Genomic DNA, 13,950 nt, shown 5'->3' on the forward strand with positions numbered 1-13,950 from the left:
TTATCTTCGTTCCATGAACAGACCGTTAATGTGTAGTACCATCAGTCATCTGCTTCAGCAGATCAGTAAGGTACACAGGAACAAGGGTAACCAGCTGCTGGCTGCCTATAACCTCCACGCCGGTCAGGAACAATTCCTGGCGACGGTGTTGTGTGGCGGTGCCATGACGATGAACGAGCTGACGGAAAATCTGGAAGTTACACCCGCCACAGTGACAAGAATGGCCGAAAGGCTTGAAAAGAACGGCTTTCTGAACAAGGAGAAATGCTGTAACGACCAGCGGGTGGTCAGGGTAAGCCTGACGGAAAAGGGAACAGAAGCAGCTACACAGATCATAGATACTACCTGGAATAAGCTGGAACAACAGATGGTCAGGAACATGAGCATGGAGGAAAAGATCCTGCTCAGAAGATTATTAATGCAGGTATTGGAGAATATCGAAGAGGAAGAATAGGGTCGTTTTTCCTTTTTCTAAAATATTTATTTAGCCGGCTAAATAAATACAGTGTTACAAGTAGAGCGTATTGTCGGGGATTAAATTATCAAGCTATAAATTAAAATCAGAAGAATAATTACGAAATGTGGGTGGATTGTATACTTTTGTACCACCATAACGAACATTATACGTTAATACTACTTGTTACCGCCTGCTTCTGTCCGGATCAATCCAAAAGATCTGCCTGATCCCCTTATTTGCTGTAGTGACCATTATTAATACCAAATCAAGTATTATGAGGAATAATGTATTGATACCCGTTTACGACTATGCCGACGTCAACAGGCCTGACAACCCTGTGAGGGGATTTCATATTGACCGTACAACATACCTGGTACAACCTGAAGATGTATCCGAACCTCATAGACGTTCTAACTACAGCCTTACTATATTACTATCCGGTGAAAGCATACAATATATAGACTTCGAAAAATATGTCGTGAAAGCACCGGCGCTGATTATGCTGATGCCTGATCAGATATATAGATATAGTGGGGATAGCTTGTCTGAAATAGTGAACATATCTTTCTCACCGGAATTTCTGCTACCCGAAACAAGTGTCAGCGGTATGGTTTGCTGGTCATGTGTATTTGAAAAAGCCATCGTTCCGCTGACTGATGGTCAGCTGAAAGAATTAATGGCATTCGCACGGCTGATGCTGCGGGAAACGGATAATCCGCAGCCACTGAGTGAAATGATCATCCGCAGTCAGCTGAAATCACTGATGGCAGCTACAGCACGGTTACCACAACTGGATATTGCGGCTATTCAGTCAGATACTTTGCCTAACCGTATCGTACGGCAGTTTAATGAACTGTCTGATATTCATTATAAGGATAAAACACAGGTAGCCCATTATGCGGACATGATGTTTGTCACACCGGGACACCTGAACGATACGATCAAATCGGCTTTGGGAAAGACAGCCAAACAGATCATAGACGAAAAACGTATAACAGAAGCAAAACGTTTATTGTATTGGGGTGAACACACGATTAAAGAGATCGCAGGACAGCTCAACTTTGAAGATGATGGATATTTTAACCGCTTCTTTAAGAAACATACCGGTGCAACACCTGCCTCTTTTCAGAAAAGCATCCGTGAAAAGTACAATTAATACCGTAATTAGTTAAATGATTTTCTTTATTATACGTCCTACTTTTGTATATGAATAGAAACCGTTTTAGCAATCGTCAACTAAAACCGAACGCTCATGAAGTATAACAATCTCGCCTGTTAATTATCAGGAACTGAATTCTCTTATTAGCTATTATTAGTAAATCTACCTCGTAGTGCGAACAGCTACGTAACAACTATCTTTTTTCCTTTCCATCAACTGCGGAAAGGGCTAGGCAGGATTTGCCCATAGCTCCACAATGTATCTGAAATCGCCAATAGGATTGCAGTGTGACCGGCTATTGTCAATTATCAAGAAAACACAAACCGTATGAACCAATTAATGCAGATTTACAAACAAAAGCCCGTAGGCTTTCTCTATAGCCTGATACTGCTGGCAGTATTATCAGGTTGTGCTTCCTCTTCCGCAAAGCCGGATGGGACGCCGCCTCCGACTGTACTGCCTGTATTTAAGGCAGCCGCTGTTCCCGCTTCTACTCACCGTCAATATAATGCTGCACTGGAAGGAAAAGTGAATGTAGAGATCCGTGCACAGGTGGATGGATATCTCGACAAGATCTTTGTGGATGAAGGTGCTTATGTGAAAGCAGGACAATCACTGTTCCGCATCAATGACCGTCCTTACCGCGAACAGTTAAGTAACGCATCTGCCAGTCTGATGGCTGCGCAGGCAAACGAAGAAAAAGCGGCACTGGAAGTATCCAGACTGACCCCGCTCGTAGACAATAACGTTGTATCTGATATCCAGCTGAAAACTGCCCAGGCTGCGTTACAGGCTGCTAAAGCCAATGTGGCACAGGCAAGAGCCATGGTCAGCAATGCACAGATCAATGTTGGTTACACACTGATCACAGCACCTGTCAGCGGTTATATCGGTCGCATTCCTTACAAGACCGGTAGCCTCGTAGGTCGGAGTGAAGTACAGCCACTCACCATCCTTTCTGATGTGAATGAGATCTATGCCTACTTCTCTATGAGTGAAATTGATTTCCTGCAATTTAAGGATAAGTTCAAAGGCAATACGATCGCTGAAAAAGTAAAACAGTTACCACCGGTTGAACTCGTGCTTCCCGACAATTCCATTTACGCTGAGAAAGGCCGTATCGAAACGATGGAAGGTCAGTTTGATAAGACAATGGGAGCTGTAAGTTTCCGCGCTGTATTCCCTAATCCGGACGGCCTGCTGCGCTCCGGTAATACCGGTAAGGTAAAGCTCTCCGAATCCTTTGCTGCTGCACTGGTGATACCTCAGGAAGCTACTTTCGAACTGCAGGATAAAGTCTTTGTCTTCACTGTTGGCGACAGTAATAAAGTAGCCAGCAAGCCGATCACCGTCGCTGGTAAGAATGGCGCTTACTATTTCGTGGAGAAAGGTGTGACGGCCGGTGAAGCTGTTGTGTATACCGGATTAGACCGCCTGCGTGACGGTATGGTGATCCAGCCACAACCGATATCAATGGATAGTCTGCTGAAGATCAGACCTCTCTAACTGACTACTCGTATGTAATGCAATATCCGATGTGACAGTCTGCAAAGACTGAGTAGGATACTATGCCCCTGCATACTGACAAACAACTAACGCAAGCAAATTATGTTAAGAAAATTCATAGAAAGACCGGTACTGGCAACGGTGGTGTCTATTATCCTGGTGCTGCTGGGATTATTGTCTCTCGCCACGCTGCCTGTTACACAGTTCCCCGATATCGCACCTCCCAGTGTGGCGGTAATAGCCTCTTACCCTGGTGCGAATGCGGAAGTAGTGGCCCGTTCAGTCGCCACGCCGATCGAAGAAGCCGTGAATGGTGTGGAGAACATGACCTACATGACCTCTACCTCCAATAACGACGGCTCCATGACGCTCACCGTATACTTCAAACTGGGTACTGACCCCGATCTCGCTGCTGTAAACGTACAGAACCGTGTTGCCAAGGCAACCAGTCTGCTGCCGGTAGAAGTCGTGAACGCGGGTATCACTACACAGAAACAGCAGAACAGTATGATCATGGTGGTGAACCTGATCAGTGACAATGCGGAGTATGATGAGAAGTTCCTTCAGAACTATTCCAAGATCAATATCATCCCGGAAATACAACGTGTAACCGGCGTAGGACAGGCCATGGTATTCGGTGCAAAAGATTACTCCATGCGTATCTGGTTACGCCCCGACCGTCTTGCTGCGAATAACCTCGCTCCGCAGGATGTGCTCAACGCGATTCGTGAACAGAACCTGGAAGCCGCTCCCGGACGCTTTGGCGAAAGCAGTAAGGAAGCATTCGAGTATGTGATCAAGTACAAGGGAAAGCGTAATCAGAATGCACAGTATGAAGACATTGTGCTGAAGGCAAATGAAGATGGTTCCTTACTACGCCTGAAAGATGTCGCCCGTGTAGAGTTTGGCTCATTCACCTATAGCAGTGATACACACGTAAATGGGAAATATGGTATTGGTATAGCGATCTATCAGACCGCCGGTTCCAATGCGAACGAGATACAGAGCCAGGTAAATGAGCTGATGAAAAAAGCTGCTGGCCTGTTCCCTAAAGGGGTAGATTACTTTAACATCTACAGCACCAAAGAATACCTGGATGAATCTATTGACCAGGTGAAACATACCCTGATAGAGGCATTCATTCTTGTATTTATAGTGGTGTTCATCTTCCTGCAGGACTTCCGTTCCACACTGATACCTGCTATCGCTGTACCTGTCGCGATCATCGGTACATTCTTCTTTATGCAGCTGTTTGGTTTTACGATCAACCTGCTGACCCTGTTCGCGCTCGTACTGGCCATTGGTATCGTCGTGGATGACGCGATCGTCGTCGTCGAGGCGGTACACTCGAAGATGGAGACGATCAACATGTCTCCGCGGGTAGCGACGATCACGAGTATGCAGGAAATATCAGGGGCTATCATTTCCATCACCCTCGTCATGGCGGCCGTGTTCATTCCGGTGGGCTTCATGCAGGGACCCGCAGGTGTATTCTACCGGCAGTTCGCCTTCACACTGGCTATAGCGATCCTGATCTCCGCATTGAACGCATTGACGTTAAGTCCGGCGTTATGTGCCCTGCTGCTGAAGAACAACCATAGCCAGGACGCCCATGGCGCCGCTTATACCAAAGGCTTTGGTAAACGTTTCTTCACTGCATTCAACGCTGGTTTTGAAACAGTGACCAATAAATACATCAACAGTATCCGTTTCCTGGTAAGACGTAAATGGATTGCGCTGACTGCACTGGCTGTTGTCATCGGGGTGACGGTATGGCTGGTGAAAAGAACACCAACAGGATTCATTCCTACGGAAGATAACGGCTTCGTGGTATACTCCGTGACTATGCCGCCGGGATCTTCCCTGCAGCGTACCCAGGAAGTGGTAAATAAGGTAGAGAAGGAAATGAAGGCACTGGAATCAGTGAACAGTTACCTGAGCGTTTCCGGGTTCAACATCCTTACCAACTCTAACAGTTCCGCATATGCTGTTGGTTTCGTGAAGCTGAAGAAGCATGAGGACCGTGGTCAGATGAAAGACCTCAAGGATGTAATGGGTATGATGCAGGCTAAACTGGCCGATATCAAGGAAGCCAGCATCTTTATGTTCAACATGCCTACTGTGCCCGGTTTCAGTAACGTGGATGGCTTTGAGGTGATCCTGCAGGACCGTACCGGTGGCCCGCTCGATAAACTGGCCAATACAGCGTATGGCTTTATCGGAGAACTGATGAAGCGCAAAGAGATTGCGTTTGCATTCACCACTTTCAACGCCGGTAACCCACAGTTTAACCTGGAGATCGATGAGACTAAAGCAAAACAGCTGGGTTTATCCGTATCTGATATCCTGCAGACCATGCAGGTATATTATGGTAGTTCCTTTGCTTCCGATTTCAACCGCTTCGGAAAATACTACCGTGTGATCGTACAGGCAGAAGCACCTTCCCGCGCGGAACCTGCATCTCTGAACGAGATCTATGTAAAGAACAATAAAGGTGAAATGGTGCCTGTGAATGCTGTTGTAAAGCTTGAAAGAGTATACGGTCCTGAAACGGTCACCCGCAATAATCTCTTTAACGCAGTAACTATTAACGGTCAGCCGAAACCTGGTTACAGCTCCGGTGATGCGATCAAGGCTGTAGAAGAAGTGGCGCAGCAATACCTGCCAAGAGGTTACTCTTATGAATGGGTAGGTATGACGAAAGAAGAAATTGCGGCTGGCGGACAGGCGGGTGTGATCTTCCTCCTGTGTCTTGTGTTTGTATACTTCCTGCTGGCAGCACAGTACGAAAGTTACATCCTGCCATTGTCAGTGATCCTTTCTATTCCGCTGGGTATCTTCGGTGTATTTGTTTTCATCAACCTGTTTGGTATTGATAACAACATCTATGTGCAGGTAGGGCTGATCATGCTGATAGGGCTGCTGGCCAAGAACGCTATCCTGATCGTGGAGTATGCGGTACAACGCCGTCGTAATGGTATGGGACTCCTGGCGGCTGCGCTCGAAGCATCCCGTTTACGTCTCCGTCCGATCCTGATGACCTCCTTTGCATTCGTGGCAGGTCTGACGCCACTGATGCGTGCGACAGGTTCTTCTGCCCTGGGTAACCGTTCTATCAGTACAGGTGCCGCCGGTGGTATGCTCACGGGCGTCATACTGGGCATCTTCGCTATACCGGTGTTGTTCATCATCTTCCAGTATCTGCAGGAGAAGATCAGTGGTAAGCCACTGAAGACCGCTCAGCATGATACAGCAGGAGATGCAACGGTATAAGCGTATATCAATTTAAAGTATAAAGAAATCAGGATGACACTAAAATATATTCATCTTTCATTCATCTCTTTCCTAATAGTTGCTGGATTAGCAGCATGCCGGGTGGGCCGCAATTACGAACGGCCCTCCCTCGCCCTGCCTGCCCACTATAATGATTCGGCAGCTGCAGCATCGGCTGACAGCAGCATTGCGACGCTGGAATGGAAACAGTTCTTTGCGGATACGACACTGCAGGGGTTAATAGGAAGGGCGCTGAGCGGAAACTATGATTTGCAGCTGGCTATTAAACGTATAGAAACGGCACAGGCATATCTGAAACAGGCGAAATTAGGATGGTTGCCAACAGTAAATCTTCAGGCAACAGCGTCTACTTCCATCCCTTCCAAGAACAGCTTAAATGGTACCAGTCTGAATACATTCCTCGGTACTGATCACATTGAAGATTATAACCTCAGCGCTGGTCTCTCCTGGGAGATCGACATATGGGGTAAGATCAAACGTCGTAAGGAAGCAGCCCTGGCCAGTTACCTGGGCACTTTCGAAGGGATGCACGCTGTGCAGACAGGTCTCGTGTCCAATATTGCCAATAGTTACTATAACCTGCTGATGCTGGATGCACAGCTGAACATTGCAAGAAGTAACGTGGCATTAAGCGACACCATCGTACAAATGATCCGTTTGCAAAAGACGGCCGGTGAGGCGACCGAACTCGCCGTACAACAGGCAGAGGCGCAAAGACAGACAGCTGCTTTGCTGATACCACAGCTGGAGCAGGCGAAGGCCATTGAGCAGAATACGCTACGTATACTGGCAGGTGACCTGCCGGGTACGATCGATTATACGACTACGCTCATCAATACGCCACTGAGAGATATCATGCCGGCAGGCGTACCGGCAGCGCTGCTGAGTAACAGACCCGATGTTAAAGAGCTGGAACTGGCACTGGTAGCTGCGAATGCGCAAGTAGGCGTTGCGCAGGCCAGTATGTACCCATCATTGAACATTACTGCGAACGGCGGTGTGAATGCATTTAAGGCAAGCGACTGGTTTACATTGCCTTCTTCTTTGTTTGGTATGGTAGCGGGAGGATTGACACAACCAGTCTTCCAGCGCGGACAACTGAAAACGAACCTGGAGGTAGCAAAGATCGCGCGGGAGGAGGCTGTGATCCGTTTCCGTCAGGTAGCACTGAATGCGATCGGAGAGGTGTCTAATTCACTTGTGAAACTGGACAAACTGAAAGAACAGCAGGAGATCGCTACCAGTCAGGTGAACACGCTGGCGCTGGCCACTTCACATGCGAGAATGCTTTTCCGTAGTGGGATGGCTAACTACCTGGACGTGATCACTGCGCAGAGCAGGTCACTACAGGCGTCATTGACACAGGCGGATATTACCCGTCAGCAGCTAAGTGCTTCTGTAGAATTATACAGAAGTCTTGGAGGAGGTTGGAAGTGAGCAGGGTAAGATGATAAAGAAAAGTTGTAATAGGTAGATTATAGTTTGTAACCCAATAGCGCCACAGCTCTGTGGCGCTATTTTTTTATCGTCAACTATAATAAAAAAAGCTGTTCCTGAAAAGAAACAGCCGTTTGGTAACCAATGCCAACTTGATAAAAATATCAGGTTTAATTTTCGCTGATGATCCGATATCTTATTGATAACAGTACAAAGATGATGAAATCCGTCTTTTCACACAATGCCGGAATCAGGGTTTAATTTGTATTAATTATGGTCATTATTACTTCTTATTTCAGCACACCTCAGCGATAGATATTACGCTCCCTGCTCGATAAAAAAGACAACAGTTGCAGGTGTTTGGCAATTGTCAGACTATGGGATACAAGATAGCTTTGTGAACATTGATCGGACACAATTGTTAAGTCATAAAAATAAAAACCCAATAAAATGAGTAAAGAGATCAAGTTACCACTGGATCCTGATGTTGATCCAGCTATAGACAGTAAAGTAAAAGCGTTCCTGCATGCATTAAATACAAGCGGTGGTCAGCCACTGGAAACATTATCTCCTGTTGATGCACGTGCTGTGCTGACAGGTGCACAGGAATCAGTGCAGGTTGATACATCAGGTGTGGAGTTTTCTGAAAAAACAATCACATCTGAAGGACTGACCGTTAAGCTGGATATCGTGCGTCCTGCAGGTGTAAGCGGTAAGCTGCCTGTGTTCATGTTCTTCCATGGTGGCGGCTGGGTACTGGGTGATTTCCCTACTCACAAGAGATTGGTACGTGACCTTGTTGTTGCTTCAGGAGCAGTAGCAGTGTTCCCTAATTATACACCGGCACCGGAAGCTAAATATCCTACACAGATCAATGAAGCCTATGCTGCCACAAAATGGGTGGCAGAACATGGTGACGAAATAGGCGTAGACGGTAAGAACCTGGCACTGGCGGGTAACAGCGTAGGTGGTAACATGACAGCTGTTGTAGCTTTGCTGGCAAAGGAAAAACAAGGTCCTGCCATTAAGGGACAGGCGCTGCTCTGGCCTGTGACGAACGCAGACTTCGAAACAGGATCATACAATGAATTTGCAACCGGTCGTTTCCTCACCAAGGACATGATGATCTGGTTCTTCGATAACTATTCTACCGTGGCGCAGCGCAGCGATATTCATATTTCTCCGTTGCAGGCGACAACAGAACAGCTGAAAGGGTTGCCACAGGCACTGGTGATAGTAGCCGAAAATGATGTGCTGCGTGATGAAGGTGAAGCGTATGCACGTAAGCTGGACCAGGCAGGCGTTCCTGTAGCACTGGCACGTTATCAGGGTATGATCCATGACTGGGGATTGTTAAACCCACTGGCGACCGTTCCTGGTACACAGTCTGCTATGAGGCACGTTGGTGCTGAACTGAAGAAGTTCCTGCAATAATCCTTCAGATCCATCCAATATAAATAAGCTCCTGCCTATAGTGCAGGAGCTTATTGCTTTATATCGTTGCTGAAATAGTTTGTGGGTAGAGCTGACAGCAGGTGAGGGGGATAACGTATTATGATGTCAGGAAGGCACCGCCGCAGTACGGGACCAACTGGTAACGAAATACCGTGACGACCGGTCATTCATCTGCCAATAAAGCGTTGGTTACAGCGGGCTAACTATGATTCCGTTGACAATTTTAAATAAGCATATAATAGTATCCTCTTAGTGTGCAGGACTGATAACAAGACATTCCTTTCTGAAATCAGAGAAAGTAGTTCCTGTTGCATTCTTAAAGAATTTGCTAAAGTGCGCGATGTCAGAAAAACCCAGATACCATGCTACTTCTTTCATACACTCATCAGAATAGGCCACCCTTCTTTTCGCCTCCAGTACAATACGCTGACGGATATGATAGCTGGCGGGATACGCCGTGATCTTCTTAATGATCTCATTCAGGTAATTAGGCGTTACAGCGAGTAGCTTTGCGTAGTCCGCCACTTTCCGGTGTGTCTTGAAATGTACTTCTACCAGTGACTTGAATTTCTCTACCAGTTCCAGGTTACGTGTCTGAATAACGGTTTGTAAAGGTCCCTGGAACTGACGGGTAACATATATCAGGAATATCTTCAGGTAACGGCGCAACATCTCCGTTTTGAAGAGGTATACGTTTTTACTTTCTTTCAGCATCTTTAAGGCTACTTCCTGCATTTCCCTGGCGACATCGCTGGTCAGTCTGATACCGGCAGAACGTGAGAACGCCTGGAACAGACCGGAGTTATACATCAGGTCAAACTCCTGTTCACCCATATGAAGAAAGGTTTCGGTAAAGGAGATGACATAGCCTTCCATGTCTTCATCTGTTCTTAGCTGATGCAGCTGTCCCGGAGTAATACAGAAGATGCTGTTGTTCTGCAGGTCGAACATTTCCAGATCCAGTACAAGGGTGCCGCTTCCTTTAGTGATCCAGATGATCTCTACGTAGTTCTGTTTGTGTGGTGTGGCATTGTGCTCCATAATGTCTTCCGGCATGTCGCTGAAGGTCTGGATCTGAAACGGCAGATTAGCATCTATATCCTCGAGCTTTAATAAAGGACAATATTCTGTATACTTCATGGCTTGTGGTTTATGCCAATCTTATAGGCCAATAGTATGCCTGAGTTGTTATGTATTGATAATCATTTACTTGTGCTTTATGAACGAATGAGAAAACGCGAAATATCGTCATATCGCCGTTTTTCACGGAAAATCCGTTTATGATATTTAATAATTCGCGGGATCCGGATACTCGCGATCATTCCAGTCACTACCAAAATTGGAGGTTACAGCAATTTTAAGCCAGGTTCTGTATAACTCCTTTACCAGGAACCCCATGTAGTCTCAAAAGCCGTATTTTGGCCTCATAAAGCACGAAATATACAGTTAAGTTCATCCTACCTGTTGTGCCTTTATCTTTTCGCTCGCAATTTCTCTCTCGCGGCTATTCACTAAATAAAGTGAGCAAAAACAGTGAAATCACTAAATATAGTTAATTGTTAGATAGTAAATTTTAATCAAGTGACTCTTTCTCAGTTCTTTGGGCGAGTGGTATATGATTTGTTTTCCCTATGCAGCTATACCGACATCACAACAAAACAGAAAGAGAATGATAGACTTTAGCGTACCGACAAGAGAACAGATTTATCCTGGAAACGAAGCGGCCTTTGACACATTGCATAAAAGACTTGGAATGGTGCCGAATTTATACGCAACGATCGCCTATTCCGAAAATGGACTCAACAAATACCTGGCCTTCCAGACTGCAAAGACCTCCCTGTATAACCGCGAAAGAGAGGTCGTGAACCTGGTCATGGCACAGGTCAACGGTTGCCGTTACTGCCAGAGTGTATATACTGCTCTCGGTAGAAAGAACGGTATCCCGGAAGAGGAACTGATCGCTATCAGGATGGGTAGTAGCAGCCATCCCCGGTTACATGCACTGGCTGCACTGACAAAAGAGATCGCCGAAAATAAGGGCAGGGCTTCCGCGGAGTGTCTGAATCGCTTCTTTGAAGCAGGATATGATAAGGGAAACCTTGTTGACCTCATCCTGCAGATCAGCGATAACATCGCTATGAACTACCTCTATAATTTAACGCAGATAGAAATAGACTTCCCGTTAGCTCCCGAGCTTCAGGAAGAGAATGACGCCTGAAATTTTTATAGGAACCATTAATAACACCATATGACAAAAGCTATTCACAGTTATGCAACGCCGCAAGCCTCAAAGAGCAGAGCCGCACAGATGTCTGTCCCGGAAGAAAAACCGCACGTGCCGTTTGAGATCTATAGACTGGAGGACCTATCCGGGAATAGTCACTTAAACGATGGTGTACCTCATCTGCACAACAGTTTTGAACTGGTATGGGTACTCGATGGGAGTGGTAATTACTTTGTAGATAATGAGCAACATGACGTTGGCCCTGATCAGATCTACTGCCTTACGCCGGGACAGCTGCATCAGTTCCGGCCAGATCACCAGACCCGCGGATTCGTACTGACCTTCAGTCCTGAATTCCTGTTTATGCCGCAGGATAATGCGGCGCTTATTTTTCATTCCAGTTCCTTTCATAAACTGTCTGGTACTACCATCATCCCGCTGACCAGCGAGATCAGGGAGGAAATGGAAGACCTGGCAGGTAAGATGGTACGGGAGTTTGAAAACTTTTTTCTGCTCAGATCTGAAATACTGCGTGGCCTGCTCAATATCTTCATGATCTACCTCACCCGTCAGTATCGTCCGGCTGTGTTACCGGCTATAAAAGCTGGTAATAAAACACTGGTTAACCGGTTTTTCGCCATTGTTGAAAAGAAATATATGGAGTATAAGCTTGTTGCCGAATATGCGGATGAACTGGCCGTTACGCCCAATCATCTCAATGAGATGGTCAAGAAAATATCCGGCTTCCCTGCCAGTCATCACATCCGGCAGCGGGTTGTGCTCGAAGCGAAGCGCCTCGCTACCTATTCCGGGTCCAGCATGAAAGAGATCGCCTATAGCCTCGGCTTTGATGATATTGCACACTTCAGTAAGTTCTTTAAGAATTTCTCCGGTAGAAGCTTTACCGATTACAAGAAAGATGCGATGCAGCAGTTTTTAAGTATATAACTCATCGCTTATGATATATAATGCTACCCAATTGCATAGGTATCTAACAGCCAGCTAACAGGCTTTTATACCCTCTCCCTCTCTATTCATACAGTGCCTGATATCTGTAGTAATTAAGCTTTAATACATCATTATAAGGGCACCCAAAGGGTACGTTAATATCCCCGGATGTTAAAGTGCCCTTTGGGTGCCCTTATACGCACAGGTCGCAAATATGGTCCGTATGGTTCAGCCTGTATAAAACGATCTGTATCAGAAGCCCATTTGATGAACGTTTGGGGGGCGCGGTGCTATTTCATGTCATAACACCTAACATTGTGGCATATTTGTCTGTATGTAGCAACACGTAATAACCCTCGAAATTTCCTAACTAAAAACTGATAATTATGAAATCCCTTGTCAGCGCACTCGCTTTGGTGACAACTATTGCCGTTGTCTCCTGTAACAAACAATCTACGCAAGAGAAACTGAACCCATCCGGCATCGCTGCGGCTGCAGCACAAGAAAACCCTGATGCGAAACGTCTGGCAGCACTTTTCCAGAGCGCCGGTCCCCGGACCCAGTTCTATACGGTCCCTCCCCGTGAAGGAACAACGATCGGTACACAGAATGGTTCCAAGTACACCATTCCTTCCGGCGCCTTCCGCAGAAAAGATGGTTCCGTACCTACCGGGCCCGTTACGGTTGCTATCCGTGAAGTACTAAGTCCAAAAGACTTCGTATTCTCCAACAGACCTACTGCCACCAATGGTAATTACCTGTTGTCCTATGGTGAGTTCTTTGTTCGTGCCACAGAAGCCGGCGCTGACCTGACCCTTGCTGCACCGATCGCTGTGCAGACGCCGGTGAGAACACAGCTGCGTCCGCAGGAAAAAGTGCCGATGTGGAATGGCGACACCTCCGCTTATTATATCCTGAACGGCTATAATCAGTTCAACCAGGCCACTACTGTTACGCAACCTGCTTCACAGGATCCTGGTATCAACTGGAACGCAGCGCCTGACTACGCGTTGTTCAATTCCACTACCAACACCCTGGATTTCTCTATCTCTCAGCTATTGCAATGGCGGAACTGTGACGTGTTCAGCGGTACTACCGGACCTAAAACAACTGTATTAGGCTATTTCAACGTCTTCAATGACGATACCCCTAACTCATCTCCTGAACAGCCAAGCATGCTGTTCTTCAAACCCAAGACGATCAATTCTGTTGTCAAATTCTTTAACCTTATCCTTAATGCACCTCCGGGCTTCAAAGGCTTCCTGAGCTATCAGGCAGTGATCCCTGTAGGCCAGCAGGGTACTTTCCTGGCGATCACCTCTCTTAACGGACAGTTCTACGCTGAACTGAAAGATGTGACCATCGCTGCTCCTGCCAGTGGTACAAACTACACACCTGTTAGCTTTAACCTGGTGCCGGTATCTGCCACGGATCTGGTTGCCCTGGTAAATGAATTAAATAACAGATAAA

Annotated in this window: 10 protein-coding genes; 9 read left to right on the plus strand and 1 reads right to left on the minus strand. The window is 46.5% G+C overall.

Annotated elements, in window-relative coordinates; genetic code table 11:
• Nucleotides 1-13 precede the first annotated feature (13 nt).
• The 6 genes from GWR21_RS28710 (at nucleotide 14) to GWR21_RS28735 (ending at nucleotide 9,287) form a co-directional block, all read left to right on the plus strand.
• Nucleotides 14-454 carry a MarR family winged helix-turn-helix transcriptional regulator gene (locus GWR21_RS28710; RefSeq protein WP_162335136.1) on the plus strand — a complete coding sequence of 147 codons (441 nt, stop codon included), beginning with the start codon at nucleotides 14-16 and terminating at the stop codon, nucleotides 452-454.
• 277 nt (nucleotides 455-731) lie between these two features.
• Nucleotides 732-1,613, plus strand: coding sequence for a helix-turn-helix domain-containing protein (locus GWR21_RS28715; RefSeq protein WP_162335137.1), 882 nt, complete (start codon nucleotides 732-734; stop codon nucleotides 1,611-1,613).
• Between the two features lie 330 nt (nucleotides 1,614-1,943).
• Nucleotides 1,944-3,122: an efflux RND transporter periplasmic adaptor subunit gene (locus tag GWR21_RS28720; RefSeq protein WP_162335138.1), complete on the plus strand. Its 1,179-nt coding sequence runs from the start codon at nucleotides 1,944-1,946 to the stop codon at nucleotides 3,120-3,122.
• Between the two features lie 102 nt (nucleotides 3,123-3,224).
• Nucleotides 3,225-6,395 (plus strand): efflux RND transporter permease subunit, encoded by a 3,171-nt coding sequence (locus GWR21_RS28725; protein WP_162335139.1) that lies wholly within the window; start codon nucleotides 3,225-3,227, stop codon nucleotides 6,393-6,395.
• 33 nt (nucleotides 6,396-6,428) lie between these two features.
• Nucleotides 6,429-7,853 carry an efflux transporter outer membrane subunit gene (locus GWR21_RS28730; protein WP_162335140.1) on the plus strand — a complete coding sequence of 475 codons (1,425 nt, stop codon included), beginning with the start codon at nucleotides 6,429-6,431 and terminating at the stop codon, nucleotides 7,851-7,853.
• Between the two features lie 450 nt (nucleotides 7,854-8,303).
• Nucleotides 8,304-9,287 (plus strand): alpha/beta hydrolase, encoded by a 984-nt coding sequence (locus tag GWR21_RS28735; RefSeq protein ID WP_162335141.1) that lies wholly within the window; start codon nucleotides 8,304-8,306, stop codon nucleotides 9,285-9,287.
• 270 nt (nucleotides 9,288-9,557) lie between these two features.
• Here GWR21_RS28735 and GWR21_RS28740 read toward each other — a convergent pair whose 3' ends face one another.
• A complete protein-coding gene (locus GWR21_RS28740) occupies nucleotides 9,558-10,448 on the minus strand; it encodes an AraC family transcriptional regulator (protein ID WP_162335142.1) in 891 nt (296 codons plus the stop codon).
• Between the two features lie 529 nt (nucleotides 10,449-10,977).
• On the opposite strand from GWR21_RS28740, the gene GWR21_RS28745 reads away from it, so the two are divergent.
• The 3 genes from GWR21_RS28745 (at nucleotide 10,978) to GWR21_RS28755 (ending at nucleotide 13,949) form a co-directional block, all read left to right on the plus strand.
• On the plus strand, nucleotides 10,978-11,526 hold the full coding sequence (locus tag GWR21_RS28745; protein WP_162335143.1) for a carboxymuconolactone decarboxylase family protein: 549 nt from the start codon (nucleotides 10,978-10,980) through the stop codon (nucleotides 11,524-11,526).
• 30 nt (nucleotides 11,527-11,556) lie between these two features.
• Nucleotides 11,557-12,480, plus strand: coding sequence for an AraC family transcriptional regulator (locus GWR21_RS28750; RefSeq protein WP_162335144.1), 924 nt, complete (start codon nucleotides 11,557-11,559; stop codon nucleotides 12,478-12,480).
• Nucleotides 12,481-12,866: 386 nt separating this feature from the next.
• Entirely contained in the window at nucleotides 12,867-13,949 is a 1,083-nt protein-coding gene (locus tag GWR21_RS28755; RefSeq protein WP_162335145.1) for a hypothetical protein, read from the plus strand.
• Nucleotide 13,950 lies beyond the last annotated feature (1 nt).

Source organism: Chitinophaga agri, from assembly GCF_010093065.1.
Taxonomy (GTDB): Bacteria; Bacteroidota; Bacteroidia; order Chitinophagales; family Chitinophagaceae; genus Chitinophaga; species Chitinophaga agri.

Coding starts and splice junctions, on each gene's coding strand:
- GWR21_RS28710 (WP_162335136.1), top strand. CDS start 14: ATGAACAGACCGTTAATGTGTAGTACCATCAGTCATCTGCTTCAGCAG.
- GWR21_RS28715 (WP_162335137.1), top strand. CDS start 732: ATGAGGAATAATGTATTGATACCCGTTTACGACTATGCCGACGTCAAC.
- GWR21_RS28720 (WP_162335138.1), top strand. CDS start 1,944: ATGAACCAATTAATGCAGATTTACAAACAAAAGCCCGTAGGCTTTCTC.
- GWR21_RS28725 (WP_162335139.1), top strand. CDS start 3,225: ATGTTAAGAAAATTCATAGAAAGACCGGTACTGGCAACGGTGGTGTCT.
- GWR21_RS28730 (WP_162335140.1), top strand. CDS start 6,429: ATGACACTAAAATATATTCATCTTTCATTCATCTCTTTCCTAATAGTT.
- GWR21_RS28735 (WP_162335141.1), top strand. CDS start 8,304: ATGAGTAAAGAGATCAAGTTACCACTGGATCCTGATGTTGATCCAGCT.
- GWR21_RS28740 (WP_162335142.1), bottom strand. CDS start 10,448: ATGAAGTATACAGAATATTGTCCTTTATTAAAGCTCGAGGATATAGAT.
- GWR21_RS28745 (WP_162335143.1), top strand. CDS start 10,978: ATGATAGACTTTAGCGTACCGACAAGAGAACAGATTTATCCTGGAAAC.
- GWR21_RS28750 (WP_162335144.1), top strand. CDS start 11,557: ATGACAAAAGCTATTCACAGTTATGCAACGCCGCAAGCCTCAAAGAGC.
- GWR21_RS28755 (WP_162335145.1), top strand. CDS start 12,867: ATGAAATCCCTTGTCAGCGCACTCGCTTTGGTGACAACTATTGCCGTT.